General features: G+C 71.6%; 14 protein-coding genes. 4 read left to right on the top strand and 10 right to left on the bottom strand.

All coding sequences use genetic code 11. From position 1 onward, the window contains the following. Positions 1–12: 12 nt before the first annotated feature. Positions 13–1,866, bottom strand: coding sequence for a phosphatidylglycerol lysyltransferase domain-containing protein (locus ACZ6X9_RS25445; protein WP_469780305.1), 1,854 nt, complete (start codon positions 1,864–1,866; stop codon positions 13–15). Between the two features lie 170 nt (positions 1,867–2,036). Here ACZ6X9_RS25445 and ACZ6X9_RS25440 point away from each other — a divergent pair, with 170 nt between their 5' ends. After that, entirely contained in the window at positions 2,037–3,149 is a 1,113-nt protein-coding gene (locus ACZ6X9_RS25440) for an alpha/beta hydrolase (RefSeq protein ID WP_469780304.1), read from the top strand. A gap of 69 nt (positions 3,150–3,218) precedes the next feature. On the opposite strand, the gene folE is transcribed toward ACZ6X9_RS25440, so the two are convergent. From folE to dacB, 6 genes are all read right to left on the bottom strand, one after another. Then, positions 3,219–3,827, bottom strand: a complete 609-nt coding sequence (folE, locus tag ACZ6X9_RS25435; protein WP_469780303.1) for a GTP cyclohydrolase I FolE — start codon at positions 3,825–3,827, stop codon at positions 3,219–3,221. A gap of 155 nt (positions 3,828–3,982) precedes the next feature. Beyond that, positions 3,983–5,995 carry an ATP-dependent zinc metalloprotease FtsH gene (ftsH, locus tag ACZ6X9_RS25430; protein ID WP_436781622.1) on the bottom strand — a complete coding sequence of 671 codons (2,013 nt, stop codon included), beginning with the start codon at positions 5,993–5,995 and terminating at the stop codon, positions 3,983–3,985. Between the two features lie 302 nt (positions 5,996–6,297). Next, positions 6,298–6,837, bottom strand: a complete 540-nt coding sequence (gene hpt, locus ACZ6X9_RS25425) for a hypoxanthine phosphoribosyltransferase (RefSeq protein ID WP_185942466.1) — start codon at positions 6,835–6,837, stop codon at positions 6,298–6,300. A gap of 118 nt (positions 6,838–6,955) precedes the next feature. Then, positions 6,956–7,984, bottom strand: a complete 1,029-nt coding sequence (gene tilS, locus ACZ6X9_RS25420; RefSeq protein ID WP_469780302.1) for a tRNA lysidine(34) synthetase TilS — start codon at positions 7,982–7,984, stop codon at positions 6,956–6,958. A 194-nt stretch (positions 7,985–8,178) separates the two neighbouring features. After that, on the bottom strand, positions 8,179–9,306 hold the full coding sequence (locus ACZ6X9_RS25415) for a zinc-dependent metalloprotease (protein WP_469780301.1): 1,128 nt from the start codon (positions 9,304–9,306) through the stop codon (positions 8,179–8,181). A 206-nt stretch (positions 9,307–9,512) separates the two neighbouring features. Then, on the bottom strand, positions 9,513–11,021 hold the full coding sequence (dacB, locus tag ACZ6X9_RS25410; protein ID WP_469780300.1) for a D-alanyl-D-alanine carboxypeptidase/D-alanyl-D-alanine endopeptidase: 1,509 nt from the start codon (positions 11,019–11,021) through the stop codon (positions 9,513–9,515). 86 nt (positions 11,022–11,107) lie between these two features. Between dacB and ACZ6X9_RS25405 the strand changes: the two genes are divergently transcribed. Beyond that, the gene (locus ACZ6X9_RS25405) at positions 11,108–11,605 is read left to right on the top strand and encodes an inorganic diphosphatase (RefSeq protein WP_004940362.1); all 498 of its coding nucleotides are present in this window, start codon (positions 11,108–11,110) and stop codon (positions 11,603–11,605) included. A 130-nt stretch (positions 11,606–11,735) separates the two neighbouring features. Here the strand turns inward: ACZ6X9_RS25405 and ACZ6X9_RS25400 are convergent, their stop codons facing one another. Beyond that, positions 11,736–13,397: a threonine/serine exporter family protein gene (locus tag ACZ6X9_RS25400; protein WP_469780299.1), complete on the bottom strand. Its 1,662-nt coding sequence runs from the start codon at positions 13,395–13,397 to the stop codon at positions 11,736–11,738. A gap of 174 nt (positions 13,398–13,571) precedes the next feature. Then, on the bottom strand, positions 13,572–14,993 hold the full coding sequence (locus ACZ6X9_RS25395; RefSeq protein ID WP_469780298.1) for a DedA family protein: 1,422 nt from the start codon (positions 14,991–14,993) through the stop codon (positions 13,572–13,574). A gap of 250 nt (positions 14,994–15,243) precedes the next feature. Here ACZ6X9_RS25395 and ACZ6X9_RS25390 point away from each other — a divergent pair, with 250 nt between their 5' ends. Next, complete coding sequence (locus ACZ6X9_RS25390) at positions 15,244–15,612, top strand: YbjQ family protein (RefSeq protein ID WP_004940357.1); 369 nt, start codon at positions 15,244–15,246, stop codon at positions 15,610–15,612. A gap of 86 nt (positions 15,613–15,698) precedes the next feature. On the opposite strand, the gene ACZ6X9_RS25385 is transcribed toward ACZ6X9_RS25390, so the two are convergent. Then, complete coding sequence (locus ACZ6X9_RS25385) at positions 15,699–16,523, bottom strand: MerR family transcriptional regulator (RefSeq protein ID WP_469780297.1); 825 nt, start codon at positions 16,521–16,523, stop codon at positions 15,699–15,701. Between the two features lie 153 nt (positions 16,524–16,676). On the opposite strand from ACZ6X9_RS25385, the gene ACZ6X9_RS25380 reads away from it, so the two are divergent. Then, a complete protein-coding gene (locus ACZ6X9_RS25380) occupies positions 16,677–18,092 on the top strand; it encodes a glutamate decarboxylase (protein ID WP_469780296.1) in 1,416 nt (471 codons plus the stop codon). The last annotated feature ends 73 nt before the right edge of the window (positions 18,093–18,165 follow it).

Below are 18,165 nucleotides of genomic sequence, written 5' to 3'. Positions count from 1 at the left end.
GCCGGCGGGCACTCACGCGGCGCGCGTGACCTCCGCCTGCTCCACCGTCGAGTCGTCGTCGACGAAGCTCGGCTTGGGCGGGGCCGGGCGGCGGCGCAGCAGCCGCGGCAGCTCCAGGAAGCCCTCCGCCTGCATCATCGCGAAGCCGATGCGCGGCAGGTCGCGGCTGTTCGGGAAGACGATGAAGCGCGGCTCCCAGCGCGGCCGGAACTTCTCGTTGAACTTGTACAGCGACTCGATCTGGAACCAGCGCGACAGGAAGATCAGCACCCCGCGCTGGATCCGGACGACCGGGCCGGCGCCCAGCTTGCTCCCGCGCTCCAGGGCGGAGCGGAAGAACGCGAAGTTCAGCGACAGGCGCTTGATCTTCAGCTCGGGGGCCGCCTGGAGGAAGGCGACGATCAGCAGCTCGTTCATGCCCGGGTCGGCGCTGCGGTCGCGGCGCATCAGCTCCAGGGAGCTGCCGTCCTTGCCCCACGGCACGTAGTGCTGCATGGCCCGCAGGTCGCCGAAGGGCGCGTTCTCGCCCTCCTCGACGTCCTTGTGGGCGGTGGCGATGATGGCGTCCAGGTCCTTGGGGTCGCCGATGCGGCCGAGCGCCATGGAGAAGCCGCGCTCCTCCTCGGTGTCGCGCCAGGCGTTGGCGGCCTTCTGGACGACCGCGAGCTCCTCGGGGCTCAGGTCGCCGACGCGCCGGACCTTGGTGGTGTAGCCGTTGCGCTCGATGCGCTTGACCATCTGGCGGACGTTGCGCATGGCCCGGCCGCTGAGGCTGAAGTCGGCGACCTCGACGATGGCCTCGTCGCCCATCTCCAGGGCGTCGAGACCGGTCTCGCGGGTCCAGACCTCGCCACCGGTCTCGCTGCATCCGTTGACGGCCGGGGTCCAGGAGTGGCGCTTGGCCAGCTCCATGAACTTCTCGATCGCGCCCGGCCACGCCTCGACGTCGCCGATCGGGTCACCGCTGGCGAGCATGACGCCGGAGACCACGCGGTAGGAGACGGCGGCCTTGCCCGACGGGGAGAAGACGACGCTCTTGTCGCGGCGGAGCGCGAAGTGGCCCAGCGAGTCGCGGTCGCCGTGCTTGGCCAGCAGCTCGCGCAGCCGGTCCTCGTCCTCCTCGGTGAGGACGGCCGCCGGGTACTCCGGTCGGAAGGCCAGGAACGCGGTGGTGGCCACGGTCAGCAGGCCGAGGGCGCCGAGCGAGTAGCCGACGACGTAGTCGACGCCGCCGGTGTAGCGGATCGAGCCCTCGAAGCCGAAGAGGCCCCACAGGACGTGCTCGATCTGCTCGGTGACCGGCGGGTCGCCGACCATCTGATTGGGGTGCGAGCCCACGATCACCCAGCCGAGGGCGAAGCTGGCGCCGCCCATGAGGATGAAGTTGGCCAGCGCCTTCCAGCGGCTGCGCGGGTCGGGCAGCGCGGTGAACGCGTTCCGGTGCCGCACCAGGTAGGCGAAGAGCAGCAGCGAGAAGACGGCGCCCACGATGGAGTGCCGGTAGATCAGGTGGGCGGCGGCGCCCACCGGCAGCACGACGACCGCGGCCCACCAGGCACGCGACTTCGCGCGCTTGAGGCCGTGGGCGAGCAGCAGCAGCAGGATGCCGACGACGATCGACGCCGCGGCGGCCAGTTGGGTGACCGCGCCGGGCAGCACCTCGGCCAGCGTGTGAATCTTGCTGAAGCGGAACCTCGGGATGACGCCGGCGACGATGTCCATCAGACCGATGACCGCCGCGACCGTGCCTACGACGGCCGGAACACGCTCCGGCCGAGGCCCCTTGGCCATGCGGGCAAGCACCGACAGCCACTTCGGACCCGAAGGAACCTCATCGGACTTTTTGCCATCTTCCCTGACAGACATCTCTTCCCGTCGTCCATGTCGAGTGGGCATACGGCATCTGGCCGTACCGCTCCGGACAATGTGCGCCCTGTAGGACGACGGTTTCGGGGCGGAGGTTCCGCCGTCGGCGGGCCCGGATAGAAGTAACCATTCCGCGACCCGGCGCCGGGTCGCTCGGCAGAAAGCACCTCATGGGTCTCACCAGCAAGACAGTCCTGCTGTTGGCCGCTGTGCTGGCGGTCGTGCTCTTCGCGCTGACCGTCTGGCTCTGGCCGCGGCTCGGCAAGCGGAGCGTGGGCTCCATCCTGGGCCGCGTCGGCATGCTGCTCGTCACCCAGTTGTCCCTGTTCGCCGCCATCGGCCTCTACGCGAACTACTCCTTCGGCTTCTACGCCTCCTGGGCCGACCTCTTCGGCCAGGAGCAGGACCAGGGCGTCGTGGTCGACCACAGCTCCGGCGCCCACCGGGTCCAGGTGGTGGGCACCCAGCAGGTGAACGTGCCCCGGGCCTCGGTGCCCCGGGTGGCCGGCCGGATCGAGAAGGTGAACATCCAGGGCCCCGAGTCGCGGATCGCCAGCCCGGCCTACGTGTACCTGCCGCCGGAGTACTTCCAGCCGGAGTTCGCCCACCGCAAGTTTCCGGCCTCCGTCGTGCTGACCGGCTACCCGGGCACCGCCGAAGCGCTGATCAAGGGCCTGCACTACCCGCAGACGGCGCACAAGCTGGCCAAGGACAAGAAGATGCAGCCCACCATCCTCGTGATGATGCGGCCGACCGTCGCCCCGCCCCGGGACACCGAGTGCATGGACATACCCGACGGCCCCAAGACCGAGACCTTCTTCACCAAGGACCTCCGCAAGGCGCTCTCGCAGCAGTACCGGATCGGCACCAAGGCCGCCAACTGGGGCATGATCGGCGACTCGACCGGCGGCTACTGCGCGCTGAAGCTCGCCATGCGCCACCCGGAGGCGTACGGCGCCGCCGCCGCGCTGTCCGGTTACTACAAGGCCCCTCAGGACCCCACCACCGGTTCCCTCTTCGGCGGCAGCAAGAAGCTGGAGCAGGAGAACAACCTGATCTGGCGGCTGAAGCACAAGCCGCTGCCCAAGATCTCGATGCTGGTCACCAGCAGCAAGCAGGGCGAGCACAACTACAAGGACACGATGAAGTTCATCGACCTCGCCGCGAAGCACCCCACCCGGGTCTCCTCGATGATCCTGGAGAGCGGCGGTCACAACTTCAACACCTGGCGCCGTGAGATCCCCGGCACCCTGCAGTGGATGGGCAGCCGCCTCAGCGCGTGACGCCCGCCCGACTCCCCCCAGGCCGCCCGCGGAGCAGCGGGCGGCCTTCGTGTTCCCGGAGCCGGAGGCTCAGCGGCCCGCCATGATGAGGCTCATGGCCTCCGCCCGGGACGCCGGGTCCCGCAACTGGCCCCGCACCGCGGACGTGATCGTCTTCGCGCCGGGCTTCCGGATCCCCCGCATCGACATGCACATGTGCTCGCACTCGATCACCACGACGACGCCCCGCGCCTCCAGGATCTCCACCAGCGAGTCCGCGATCTGCGTGGTGAGCCGCTCCTGCACCTGCGGGCGGCGGGCGTAGACGTCCACCAGCCGGGCCAGCTTCGACAGGCCGGTGATCTTCCCGCTGGTCGCGGGGATGTAGCCGATGTGCGCCACGCCGTGGAACGGGACGAGGTGGTGCTCGCAGGTGCTGTAGACCTCGATGTCCCGGACCAGCACCATCTCGTCGTGGCCCAGATCGAAGGTGGTGGTCAGCACGTCGGCCGGCTCCTGCCGCAGGCCCGCGAATATCTCCTTGTAGGCGCGCGCCACACGGGCGGGGGTCTCCCGCAGGCCCTCCCGGTCCGGGTCCTCGCCGACGGCGATGAGCAGTTCGCGGACGGCCTGCTCGGCCCGCTTCTCGTCGAACGGCCCGATGGTTCGCTCGCCGTCCAGGGTCACCGGATCGATCATGTTGCCTCGTTCTCTCGTGCGTACGCGCCGTTCGGCGGCCCTCCCCCGTTCACCCGGCGGTTCACCCGACCGGAGGAGCGCGCACATGCGCGAATGCCGCGCCCCCAGGCTAGAACCTGGGAGACGCGGCATCCATTCCGGGCCCCGCGGCCCTGCTACTCGGGGCGGATGTCCTCCGGGAGGTCCACCGAGTCGACGCCGGTGGCACCGGCGGCACCGTTGCTGCTCGGGGCGAGCTCCTTGGGAGAGAGCACCGGCGGGCGGCTGGACGGCGTACGCCGCGAGGAGCCGGTCCACGCCGGGCGGGCCGGGCGCTTCACGACGTGCTTGAAGATCTCGGCGATCTCCTCCTTGTTCAGCGTCTCCTTCTCCAGGAGGGCCAGAACCAGGTTGTCGAGGATGTCGCGGTTCTCGACCAGGATCTCCCACGCCTCGTTGTGCGCGGTCTCGATCAGCTTCTTGACCTCTTCGTCGACCAGCGCGGCGACCTCTTCCGAGTAGTCCCGCTGGTGCGACATCTCGCGGCCCAGGAAGGGCTCGGAGTTGTCGGAGCCGAACTTGATCGCGCCGAGCCGCTCGGTCATGCCGTACTGGGTGACCATCGCGCGGGCCGTGGCGGTGGCCTTCTCGATGTCGTTCGCGGCGCCCGTGGTCGGGTCGTGGAAGACCAGCTCCTCGGCCGCGCGGCCGCCCAGCATGTAGGCCAACTGGTCGAGCATCTCGTTGCGCGTGGTCGAGTACTTGTCCTCGTCCGGCAGCACCATGGTGTAGCCGAGCGCGCGGCCCCGGGACAGGATGGTGATCTTGTGGACCGGGTCGGAGTTGGGGGAAGCCGCCGCGACCAGGGCGTGTCCGCCCTCGTGGTACGCGGTGATCTTCTTCTCCTTGTCGCTCATGATCCGGGTCCGCTTCTGCGGTCCGGCCACGACACGGTCGATCGCCTCGTCCAGCATGTGGTTGTCGATCAGTTTCTTGTCGCTGCGGGCCGTCAGCAGGGCGGCCTCGTTCAGCACGTTGGAGAGATCGGCACCGGTGAAGCCGGGGGTGCGGCGGGCGACGGCCGCGAGGTCGACGTCCGGGGCGACCGGCTTGCCCTTCTGGTGGACCTTGAGGATCTCCAGACGGCCCTGCATGTCCGGGCGGTCGACGGCGATCTGCCGGTCGAAGCGGCCCGGGCGGAGCAGCGCCGGGTCGAGGATGTCGGGCCGGTTGGTGGCCGCGATCAGGATGACGCCGCCCTTGACGTCGAAGCCGTCCATCTCCACCAGGAGCTGGTTCAGCGTCTGCTCGCGCTCGTCGTGACCGCCGCCGAGGCCCGCGCCGCGGTGCCGGCCGACGGCGTCGATCTCGTCGACGAAGACGATGGCCGGGGCGTTGGCCTTGGCCTGCTCGAACAGGTCACGGACCCGGGAGGCACCGACACCGACGAACATCTCGACGAAGTCGGAACCGGAGATCGAGTAGAACGGGACCCCGGCCTCACCCGCGACGGCGCGCGCCAGCAGCGTCTTGCCGGTACCGGGCGGGCCGTAGAGCAGCACACCCTTGGGGATCTTGGCGCCGACGGCCTGGAACTTGGCGGGCTCCTGGAGGAACTCCTTGATCTCGTGGAGCTCCTCGACGGCCTCGTCGGACCCGGCCACGTCGGCGAACGTCGTCTTCGGCGTGTCCTTGGTGATCAGCTTGGCCTTGGACTTCCCGAAGTTCATCACCCGGGAGCCGCCGCCCTGCATCTGATTCATCAGGAACAGGAAGACGACGACGATGAGAACGAAGGGCAGCAGAGACAGCAGGACCCCGATGAAGGGGTTCTGCTTGGACGTCGCCACGTTGTAGCCCTCGGGGAGGACGTCCTTGTTCTTCTGGTCGACCGCGTCCTGCAGCATCTTGGAGAGCTGGACGCCCTGGTCGCCGATGTAGTTGGCCTGGACCTTGCTGCTGCCCTTGATCTTCTGGCCGCTCTTGAGCTCGACCTTGATCTTGTTTTCGTCGCCCGTGGTCAGCTCGGCCGATTTCACCCTGTCGTCACGGATGGCCGCGACGACCTGACTGGTGTCCACCGACTTGTAGCCGCCGGACGAACCGACGACCTGCATCAACACGACCACGGCGAGGACGGCCAGCACGATCCACATGACCGGCCCACGGAAGTAGCGCTTCACGTCCATCCATACGGGGCGCGAGCGCCCCGTCCCTCCTGCCACAGTGAGGCACGGTGCCCCTCGATCGGGGTTCCTGTGCGTACGGTGTTCTGCTCGACCTTGCAGTGCTTGCTTGCGGTGCTTGCTAAAGAATGCTTGAAAAGACTGACCTTCGGACGGTACCCCAGCATTGTCACCCGACGCCGCCACAGACGGTCAACAAATCCGTCTTCCCCTCCTCCAACGGCGGAAAACCGTGAAGGGTTCCCGGTGGCCCGGCAATCGCCGGGCCCTTCGGGGGCAATACCGTCCTCCCAGGTCGGGGAGGGTCAGCCGCCGTAGACGTGCGGCGCCAGGGTGCCCACGAAGGGCAGGTTGCGGTACTTCTCCGCGAAGTCGAGACCGTAACCGACGACGAACTCGTTCGGGATGTCGAAACCGACCCACTTCACGTCGATGGCGACCTTGGCCGCCTCCGGCTTGCGCAGCAGGGTGACGACGTTGAGGGACGCCGGCTCGCGGGAGCCGAGGTTCGACAGCAGCCACGACAGGGTCAGGCCGGAGTCGATGATGTCCTCGACGATCAGGACGTGCTTGCCCTTGATGTCGGTGTCGAGGTCCTTGAGGATGCGGACCACGCCGGAGGACTGGGTGCCCGCGCCGTAGGAGGACACGGCCATCCAGTCCATGGTGACGGGGGTGGACAGCGCGCGCGCCAGGTCCGCCATCACCATCACGGCGCCCTTGAGGACACCGACGATGAGCAGGTCCTTGCCCGCGTACTCCGCGTCGATCTTCGCGGCCAGCTCGGCCAGCTTCGCGTCGATCTCTTCCTTGGTGATGAGCACCGACTTGAGGTCGGTGCCCATGTCCTTCTCGTCCACCCGCGCCACTCTCGTTCGATTGGGGCTCATCCGGCCGTCCGGGCGCCTGCCGCCCGGCCAGGTTCCGGCCGGGCCGGCCCGCGGTCACCCACGGTCGTTCGATTCAGCCCTGCCGAAGGACCAGTCTGCCACCATGCCGGTGGACCGCGACGCGCCCGGGGAGGTTGATGGCCCGCTGACCGCGCCAGCCGGTGATCAGACGGTCGACCTCCTCGATGTGCCGCGCGAAGAGGGACCCGGCCGGGGAACCGGCCTCGATGGCCGCCCGGCGCAGCACCCGACGGCGGACGGCGGGCGGCAGCGCGTAGAGCTTGGCGACCTCCAGGGCGCCCGTGTCGTCCCGCACGGACGGCTCCACGGCGACGGCCCAGGAGTCGAGGGCGTCCGCGTCGTCGCGGGACAACTGGGCGGTCCGGGCCAGCGCCTCGACGACGCCCTTGCCCAGCGCCTTCTCCAGGACCGGCAGGGCCTCGTGGCGGACCCGGGAGCGGGTGTAAGCCGGGTCGGTGTTGTGCGGGTCGTCCCAGACGGGCAGCGACTGCACCATGCACGCCTTGCGGGCGGTCTGCCGGTCGAGGCCCAGGAACGGCCTGCGGTAGCGGCCCCCGACACCGGAGGCCACGGCCATCCCGGACAGCGAGCGGGTGCCGGAGCCGCGGGCCAGCCCCAGGAGCACGGTCTCGGCCTGGTCGTCCCGGGTGTGACCGAGGAGCACGGCCGCGGCGCCGTGGCGCTCGGCGGCCTCGTCCAGGGCGGCGTAGCGGGCGTAGCGGGCGGCGGCCTCGGGACCGCCCTCCCGGCCGACGGTCACGGGGAGCGCCTCGACGGGATCGAGGCCGAGGGCGAGGAGGCGGCTGACCACCTCGGCGGCGCGGAGGTCGGAGCCCTCCTGGAGGCCGTGGTCGACGGTGACGCCGCCGGCGCGGAGGCCGAGCCGGGGGGCCTCGAAGGCGAGGGCGGAGGCGAGCGCCATGGAGTCGGCGCCGCCTGAACAGGCGGCCAGGACGAGCGGGGGCCTGGAGGCGCCGGAGGCGCTTGCGGTTGCGGTTTCGGACGGAGCGAGGGTGAGGACGTCGTGGAGTACGCGGCGGACCGCCAGGCGTATCGCCGCGACCGCGGGGTGTGGACCCATGTCCGAGTGTCCAATCGTTCCAACGAGGAGCTGACGGGAAGGGGTTGTGGGGACGTGCGGGCTGCGCCGTCACGCTGTGTGCGTAGATGGTGACAGAGACGAGCCTTTACCCGAGCATCGCACGCCCACCCCTGGCACACGGTCCCTCGGACGGGTGATTACGGGAGCGTTCGTCCGTCAGGGGCGTGGGGCCGTCACCCGTCGGCCCGGCTGTGCACCCGCGCGACCCAGTCCGCGGGTTTGGCGATCTCGGCCTTGGTCGGCAGGGTGTTCGGCGAGGTCCAGACCCTGTTGAAGCCCTCCATGCCGACCTGGTCCACCACCGCCCGGACGAACCGCTCGCCATCACGGTACTGCCGCAGCTTGGCGTCCAGGCCCAGCAGCTTGCGCAGCGCCTGGTCCAGCTTGCCCGCGCCGCTGGCCCGGCGCTGCTGGAACTTCTCGCGGATCTCGGTGACGGACGGCACGACCCGCGGGCCCACCCCGTCCATGACGTAGTCCGCGTGCCCCTCCAGCAGGGACATCACCGCCGTCAGCCGCCCCAGCACCTCCCGCTGGGCGGGGGTCTGCACCAGCTCGACGATGCTGCGCCCGCCCCGCTCCTCGCCGTCCTCCGGCGGCCGCCCGCCGGCCAGCGACTGGAGGGCCTCGCGCAGCCGTTCCAGCAGGGTGGCCGGGTCGATGTCGGTCTCGGCGAGGAACGCCTGGACCTCGCCCTCGATATGGTCGCGCAGCCACGGCACACCGGTGAACTGGGTGCGGTGGGTCTCCTCGTGCAGGCACACCCACAGCCTGAAGTCGTGCGGGTCGACCTCCAGTTCGCGCTCCACGTGCACGATGTTCGGCGCCACCAGCAGCAGCCGGCCGCCGCCCGCACCGCCCGGCAGGTCGCGGGTGGCCGGCGCGAACGTCTCGTACTGGCCCAGCACCCGCGAGGCCAGGAACGACAGCAGCATGCCCAGCTCCACGCCGGTCACCTTGCCGCCGACCGCCCCCAGCACGGCGCCGCCCGGCAGACCGCCCCGGCGCTTCTCCATCTTCTCCAGCAGCGGCCCGAGCACCGCGCGGAACCCGGCCACGTTCGCCCGGATCCAGCCCGCCCGGTCCACCACCAGCACCGGGGTGTCCGATCCGGCACCCGACGGCGTCATCCCGGTGAACTCCCGGACGTGCTCCTCCGACGCCTTGGCGTGCCGCCGCAACTCCGCGACCACCGCGCGGGCCTCGTCCCGGCTGACCTCCGGCCCCGGCCGCACAAGCCGCGTCGCGGTCGCCACCGCGAGCTTCCAGTCGACCATCTCCGCACCACCGATGCTCGTCATGAGTTCACGGTACGTGGTGCGGCGCGGTTGCGGAGGGGGGCGGTTGCCCCGGCCCCACCCCTTCGCCGCTTCCCGGGGGCTGCGCCCCAGACCCCCTGATCGCGGCTCCGCCGCTCGTCCTCAAACGCCGGACGGGCTGAATCGGCCCGCCCGGGGGCGCGGGGGCCGGCCCGCAGGAAACGGGAAGGGGCGGGACAGGGGCACCCTTAACGGGCGGCGGCGACCGCCGCCGCCAGCGCGTCCAGCGCCCACTGCGCGCCCTCCGATTCCGACGTCGCGTCCGCCAGGAAAGCGAACGTCAGCAACCGTCCGCCCCCTGTGACGGCCGTCCCGGCCAAGGCGTTCACCCCAGTCAACGTGCCCGTCTTGGCCCGCACCACCCCCCGGCCACCGGCCACACGCCCCTGAAGCGTCCCGTTGAACCCGGCCACCGGCAGCCCCGTGAGCACCGCCCGCAACCCTGGCGATCCCCGGTCGCCGGCACGCGCCAGCAGTTGGGCCAAGAGGTCGGCGGACACGCGATCGGCCCGGTCGAGGCCGCTGCCGTCGGCGAAGTGAGCGCCGGCCGTCGGCAGGCCGAGCCGCGCCAGCCGGGCGGCCACCGCCCGCCCCGCGCCCTCGAAGCTCGCGGGCTGCCCGTCGGCGAGGGCGGTCTGCCGGGCCAGCGCCTCGGCGATGTCGTTGTCGCTGTGGGTCAGGGCCCGCTCGACGAGGTCGGAGAGCGGGGCGGAGGAGACGGCGGCCAGCCGCCGGGCGCCGGCGGGCGAGCGGCCCTCGGCGGGCTCGCCCTCGACGCGTACGCCCCGCTCCCCCAGCAGGGCGGCGAACTTCCGTGCGGCGTCCCCGGCGGGGTCGGCCGTCCGGTCCGCGGGGCCGTGGTCGCTGTCGTCCAGCCGGCCCTCGTCCACCATGAGGGCGCTGACCGGTGCGAGGTTCTCGTTGGGGCCGATCGCGTGTGCCACGGGCCCGGTGTAGCGCGAGACGTCGTAACGGAGCGCCGTGTGGTCGGTGCCGAGGGCCTTCACGGCGCGGGCCGTGGCGTCGGCGAGGGCCGGGAGGCCGGTCGGCTCCCGGCCGGGAAGGGAGGGGCGGGCGGTGAGGGTGGGGTCGCCGCCGCCGACGAGGACGATGCCGTCGGTGCCGAGCGTCACCGAGGTCTCGATGCGGTGGTCCGGACCGAGTGCCGAGAGCGCCGCGACGGAGGTGGCGAGCTTGACGGTGGAGGCGGGAGTGACCGCCGCCCCCTCGTTCGCCCCGAACAGCCGGTCGCCGGTGGCCACGTCGACGACGGACGCCGATACACGGGGCCCCAGCGCGTCGTCGGCGAGCAGCGGTTCGAGCGCGGCGGCGAGGCCGGCCGCTCCCACCGGACTCCCCGGCCCGCCGGCCCCGGAATTCCCGGAAGCCCCCGCGGAACCCGCCGCCCCATCGGACTCCGCCGCCCCCGCGGCCGTCCCGGGCACCCCGGCGAGCACGGCCCCGGCCCGGGAGGACCCGTGAGGGGCGTCCCCCAGGGACGACGCCCGGTCGGCGGCTGCGGCACGGACCCGTTCGGCCGTACGCTGTCCGCCGTCCCAGGGCCCGGAAACGGCCACCGCCCCGGTCGCGGCCAGCAGTCCCACCACGGTGGAGACCGCGACCAACCGCCCGGTGGCGGACAGCGGAGGCAGGGCGCCGGGCCGCCACCGGCCCGGCCGCCGGACGCTCTCGGGCATGACGGACCAGCCCCTTTCGCCACCACACACCTGCGTAGGGGACACTTAATCACCAGACGTATGTGTTGATCATGAAGGAGCCACTCGTGGAGTTCGACGTCACCATCGAGATTCCGAAGGGTTCGCGGAACAAGTACGAGGTGGACCACGAGACCGGTCGCATCCGTCTGGACCGCCGTCTCTTCACCTCCACCAGCTACCCCGCCGACTACGGATTCGTCGAGAACACCCTCGGCGAGGACGGCGACCCGCTGGACGCCCTTGTCATCCTGGACGAGCCCACCTTCCCGGGCTGCCTCATCACCTGCCGCGCCATCGGCATGTTCCGCATGACGGACGAGGCGGGCGGCGACGACAAGCTGCTCTGCGTCCCGGCCAACGACCCGCGCGTCGAGCACCTGCGCGACATCCACCACGTGTCGGAGTTCGACCGCCTGGAGATCCAGCACTTCTTCGAGGTCTACAAGGACCTGGAGCCGGGCAAGTCGGTCGAGGGCGCCGAGTGGGTCGGCCGCGCGGAGGCCGAGGCCGAGATCGAGGCGTCCTACAAGCGCCTGGAGGCCGCGGGCGGCTCCCACCACTGATCCGTGGTGATCTAGACGCGCCGAACGGAACGCGCGGCTCCTGAGGGCCCCTGACGGGCTCCTCGGCGGCCGCGCGTCCGCGTTCCCGGCCCCGGCCCCGGCCGCCTGGTGCGACCGACGGCCGGGCGGTTCAGAACCCGCGCGTCCGCTTCGCCGCGCGCCGCGACGCCGCACCGCCCGGCACCACCAGGAACATCCGGGCCATCTCCGACCCGAGATTCACCCCGATGGCGATGGCGAGGGCCAGGGCCGCCGCCTTGGTGAGGCTGGCCATGCCGGTGTCCAGCTCGTTCTGGGCGAAGTTCAGCAGCGCGAAGTACACCGCGCTACCGGGCAGCAGCGGCCCGATCGCCGCCGTGACGTACGGCAGCGCGGACGTGTGCTGGTAGCGCGAGAACAACTGGCCGAACAGGCCGACCAGCCCGGCGGCGATGGCCGTGGCGGGCACCGGGTCGAGGCCGCCGGTGTCGGCGAGCGCCCCGTAGACCACCCAGGCGACGCCGCCGTTCAGCGTCGCGTAGAGCACGGTGTGACGTTCCTGCTGGAGCAGCAGCGCGAACGCGAAGACCAGCAGCATCGAGGCGATGATCTGGATCACCGGACGTTCCTGGCGCTGGAGGGCCGCTTCCGGGTCGAGCGTGGTCCCGCCCACCCGGACGCCGCCGTAAAGCACCATCATCACGCCGCAGACGATGCCGACGATCAGGTACATCACTTCCAGCAGCCGGGCCGAGGCGGTGATGTAGTAACCGGTCAGGCCGTCCTGGACGCCCGCGACCAGCGCCCGCCCGGGGATTAGCGCGAACAGCCCACCCGTGATCACGGCGGACGCCTGGACGTGCACCTGGTCCTGGGCCGTGCTCAGCGCCACGCCCATCGCCGCGGGCGGCATCGCGGCCACCACGAACTGGTAGAACTCCGGCAGTCCGCGCCCCGAGGCGAGCCAGGCCAGCCGGTCGCCCAGCATCGCGCCGGCCGCCGCGGCCAGGAACACCACCACCCCGCCGCCGACCAGCATGCTCGCCGCGCCGGCGAGCAGCCCGGCGGCCAAGGTCAGTGTCCAGCCGGGGTACGGGTGCCGGTTGCGACGGATCTCCGCGAGGCCGCGGTACGCCTCCTCCAGGGTGAGCCCGTGGGACGTGATGTCGTGGACGAGCCGGAAGACGGCCGAGAGCCGGGTGTAGTCCGTGCCACGCCTGCGCACCGTACGGCTGGCCGTGACGGGATCGTCCACGAGGGACGGCTGGTAGCTGACGGACAGCAGGGTGAACGTCACGTTCGGCTCGCACCGGTGCAGCCCGTAGGCGTGCGCGACGCCGTACATCGCCGCCTCGACGTCCTCGGCGCCCTCGCCGCCCGCGAGCAGCAGCTCGCCGATGCGCAGGGTCAGGTCGAGCACGCGCGGGACGGCAGGACCGGTCTCCTCTTCCTCCTTGACCGCGCGCTCGGGCAGCGGCCGCTCGCCGACCGGCATCCGGACCATGGTCCGCATCCGGTCCTGCCAGGACGCGTCCTTCGTGAGGCTGACGAGGGGCGTACCGAGCGGCGGGGTGATCTCCGGGTACGACAGGGAGGCGGGCCGGCTGAAGGCCGACCCTTCCGGACGCCGGTCCTCCGGCTCCGCCACGCCGTCCGGAACGGCGAACTCCGACGTAGGGTGCTCGTCCTCCGGCGGCGCCGGCATGGGCACCCCGAGGGGCGGCGTGAACGCGCTGCGCGCCTCGTCGCTCTGCGGTTTGCGGTCCTCGCCGGGATCCGGTGGGCCGCCGCCCCGCTGCCGATCAGCCACCACGCGCTCCTCCACGCCTCCTGCCCAGGTCAACCATGCCCGATCAGGAGTACGAGTGCCCAGCGGGGGTGGCGAGACGCGTGTGAACTCAGGTGGCCCTGTGGGTGAAGGTTTTCTCGCGGGCGGACGGGCGGGCGCCCGGACGGCGGAGCGGCCGCGGAGGCGACGGGACGGACGTCAGCGGCGCGCGTGCCGCCCGCGCTGACCGTGGTTCGGGTCCTGTGCGTCCGGGTCCTGTGCGGCCGGATCCGCCGGATCCGAATAGGCGGCCGGACCCTGCAAGGCCGGATCCTGAAGGGCCGGACCCTGAAGGGTCGGATCCGAAAAGGCGGCCGGATCCTGAAGGGCCGAACCCTGCGGGGGCCCGGGGTACGGGGAGTACAGGGGGTCCACCGCGTGCTGCGGCTGCGGCTGCCCGTAGTGCGGCTGCTGCGAGTACGGAGTCTGCTGCGGCTGCTGCGCGGCCTGGGGGTACGGGGAGTACGGGGGGTTCTGGAGGTGCTGAGGGCTCTGCGGGACCTGCGGAATCGGCGCGGTCGGTGCAGTCGGCGCGTAGGGGTACTGGCCGGCCTGCGGAGGCTGCGGGGGCCGGGATGACTGCGGGTGCCGAGGCGCCTGCGGGTGCGGCTGCCCGCCCGCCTGCGGGTAGGGGGCGGTCTGCGGGGGCTGCCCCGCCTGCGGCCGTCGCACGTCGCGGACGTCGTCCGGCACCGGCCCGGGCTGTCGAGCCCCTCCCGGCCGCGACTGCGGCGCGGCCCCCGGCTGCTGCTGCGGCGCGTCCTGCCGCTTCCCCGGCCGCCGCCGGTCGGCCCGCTCCTGCTCCGGCTCGGCCTCCCGCAGCGGGTACGGCTGCACGTCCTGGTAGTGCGGCGGCACCTCGGTGTACCGGCGGGGCGGCTGCGGCCCGCTGGGCACCCCTCCGGCGTCGGGCGCCGGTCCGGCCTTGCGCGACTTGGACCGGGCGCGCAGCAGTTCGATCGCCACCGGCACGACCGAGACCAGCACGATCGCGACCAGCATCAGCTCGATGTTGGTCCGCACGAACTCGATCTTGCCGAGCACCGCGCCCAGCAGCGTCACACCGGCGCCCCACAGGGTGCCGCCGATGATGTTGAAGATCAGGAAGGAGCGGTAGTTCATCCGGCTCACACCGGCGATGATCGGCGTGAAGGTCCGGATGATCGGCACGAAACGGGCCAGGACCAGTGATTTCGGGCCGTACTTCTCGAAGAACTCGTGCGCCTTCTCGACGTTCTCCTGCTTGAAGAGCCGGGAGTCCGGACGCCGGAAGAGGGCCGGGCCCACCTTCCGCCCGAAGAGGTACCCCGCCTGGTCACCGAGGACCGCCGCGAGCACCACCATGGCGCAGACCGCCCACAGGGGGTAGTCGTCGAGCTTGCCGGTGGTCACCAGCAGACCGGTGGTGAAGAGGAGCGAGTCGCCCGGGAGGAAGAAACCGATCAGCAGGCCGGACTCGGCGAAGACGATCGCCAACACACCGAGCAGGCCGAACTGGCCGATCAGATAATCCGCGTCCAGCCACTGGGGGCCGAGCGCGAGTGTGGTCACGGGGGTCACGGTGACAGGCTCCTGGGTCATGGGCGCAGGCTCGTGCGAGGCCCGGGCACAGGCGGGGGGAGAAGGCGTGCCGCTCAACGGTAGCAACGCGACCGGTACTCCCCCGGTTCCAGGCGCCGCCGCCCACGCTCCCCCGCTCGTCCCTCCCGGGCCGCGCCCCCGCCCTTCCGCGCGCGTCCCCCGGTCGGGGCAACTGGGTGACCCCTGGGTGCGTCCCGCTCCTCAGGCGGAAGAATTTCCGTACGGACCGAACGGACGAAGGTGGGCTGGGATGGGGATCGACGAGTACGGCGGCGGTCAGCACGAGCAGGCGGATGTGCTGGTGGTCACGACGAACGACGTGCCCGGTTACCGGGTCGAGCGCGTCATCGGTGAGGTGTTCGGCCTCACGGTGCGTTCGCGGCACGTCGGCAGCCAGATCGGCGCCGGCCTGAAGTCACTGATCGGCGGCGAGCTCAAGGGGCTCACCAAGACCCTCGTCCAGACCCGCAACCAGGCGATGGAGCGCCTGGTCGAGCAGGCCAGGGCCCGGGGCGCCAACGCGGTGCTGATGTTCCGCTTCGACGTCACCGAGGCGGCGGACGTCGGCACCGAGGTGTGCGCGTACGGGACGGCAGTGGTGATCGCACCGCATTCGTGACGGCGGCGGGCGGGCGGGGGCGGTCACGGCACCGGACCACGCCCGCCCCTCCCCCTCGGCCCCCTTCAGCCCCTCTCAGCGCTTCCTCAGGCCGTCGACTCCTCCTCTGCACCTCGGGCCCCCTCAGCTCTCGTCAGCCCTTCGTCGACCCTCCCCGCCTGCCGGACCGCGTTGGCGAGGATCGCGTCCCGGAGGAAGGCCGCCATCCCCGGCCGGACGGCCTCGTACGTCGCGCGGAAGCGCTCGTCCGCGACGTACATGTCCGCCAGCCCGGTGTGGATCTCGTACGAGCACGCGTAGAAATACCGGCCGATCAGCCTCCGGTGCTCCTCGGCGAGGTCCATGGCGGCCTCGGACTCCGGGGCGGCGCCCTCGTCGGCCAAGGCGGCGATCCGGGCGTCGAGCTCGTCCGTCTCACCCCTGATCCGCAGCCAGTCCTCCTTGCCGTACGCGGCGGCCCTGCGCCGGGACTCGCGGTAGGGGTCGCCGCCGCCCCAGCGCCGTTCCGCCTCCGCCGTATGCGCGTCGGGGTCGAAGCCGCCGAAGACCTCGAACTTCTCCTCGGGGGTCAGTCTGATGCCCATCTTCCGTGCCTCCATGGCGTGTTCCACGGCGGCGGCCATCTTCCGGAGCCGGGCGATCCGCTCGGTCAGCAGCCCGTGCTGCCGCCTCAGGTGTGCCATCGGATCGGCGCCCGGGTCGTCCAGGAGTTCCGCGACCTCGTCGAGCGGGAACCCCAGCTCCCGGTAGAACAGGATCCGCTGCAGCCGGTCGAGATCGGCGTCCTCGTACCGCCGGTGCCCCGCGGGGCTGCGCCCGCTCGGCACCAGCAGCCCGATCTCGTCGTAGTGGTGCAGTGTCCGCTTGGTCACGCCGGCGACGGCGGCGACCTGTCCCACGCTGTAGCTCACGTCCGCGCTCCTTCTTCCTTCCGGGCTCCACGGTGGGGGATCACGTGGCGTGACGTGCAAGCCGAGGGCGCGGCGCGCCGGGCGCGCGCCCTTCCGCGCCGGTCTCCCCGCCGTCCGAGCGTGGCGCGGGCCGGTGAGTGGTACGTCTCCGGCATGGCACTCCACCAGGGCGGAAACGAGCGCGCGCCACGTCGCGGCCACTCCCTCAACCCCTTCTACGGCGAGGCCGACCCCGTCGCGGACATGGCGCTGGAGCCGCCGCGCCACCGACTGCCCGACGGTCCCATGCCGCCGCACGCCGCCTACCAGCTCGTCCACGACGAGCTGATGCTGGACGGCAACGCCCGGCTCAACCTGGCCACCTTCGTCACCACCTGGATGGAACCGCAGGCCGGGGTGGTGATGAGCGAGTGCCGGGACAAGAACATGATCGACAAGGACGAGTACCCGCGGACCACCGAGCTGGAGCGGCGGTGCGTGGCGATGCTCGCCGACCTCTGGCACGCGCCGGACCCGACGGCCGCCGTCGGCTGCTCCACGACCGGGTCGAGCGAGGCGTGCATGCTCGCCGGGCTGGCGTTCAAACGGCGCTGGGCGCTGCGGAACGCGGACCGCTACCCGTCGGCGGAGGCCCGGCCGAACCTGGTGATGGGGGCGAACGTCCAGGTCTGCTGGGAGAAGTTCTGCGCCTACTGGGAGGTGGAGGCGCGGCAGGTGCCGATGGAGGGGGAGCGCTTCCACCTCGACCCGGAGGCCGCGGCGGCGCTCTGCGACGAGAACACCATCGGTGTCGTCACCGTCCTGGGGTCCACCTTCGACGGCTCGTACGAGCCGGTGGCGGAGGTCTGCGCGGCCCTGGACGCGCTGCGGGAGCGGACCGGGCTGGACGTCCCGGTGCACGTGGACGGCGCGTCCGGCGCGATGATCGCGCCGTTCCTCGACGAGGACCTGGTCTGGGACTTCCGGCTGCCGCGCGTCGCGTCGGTCAACACGTCGGGGCACAAGTACGGGCTGGTGTACCCGGGCGTGGGCTGGGCGCTGTGGCGTGACGCCGAGGCGCTGCCGGAGGAGCTGGTGTTCCGGGTGAACTACCTCGGCGGGGACATGCCCACCTTCGCGCTCAACTTCTCCCGGCCGGGCGCCCAGGTGGCCGCGCAGTACTACACGTTCCTGCGGCTGGGACGGGACGGCTACCGCGCGGTGCAGCGCAACGCCCGCCGGGTGGCCCGCTCGCTCGCCGAACGCATCGGCGAGCTCGGCGACTTCCGGCTGCTGACGCGCGGGGACGAGCTGCCGGTGTTCGCCTTCACGACGGCCGAGGACGTGTCGAACTTCGACGTCTTCGACGTGTCGCGACGAATGCGGGAGAAGGGGTGGCTGGTGCCCGCCTACACCTTCCCGCCGCACCGGGAAGACCTGTCGGTCCTGCGGATCGTGTGCCGGAACGGCTTCTCGATGGATCTGGCCGATCTGTTCGTGGACGACCTGACGGCGTTGCTGCCGGAGCTGCGGCGGCAGCCGGCTCCACTCGGGAGGCCGCAGGGGGTGGCCACGGCGTTCCACCACTGAGGGGGCCGCCCCCTTTCCCCCCCGCCCCCCTTTCCCCTCCGCCGCCCGGCCCGACGTTCCGGGACGGGCGGCG

It is taken from the genome of Streptomyces sp. NPDC052910 (assembly GCF_055585605.1).
This window is presented reverse-complemented; position numbering and strand designations above follow the sequence as displayed.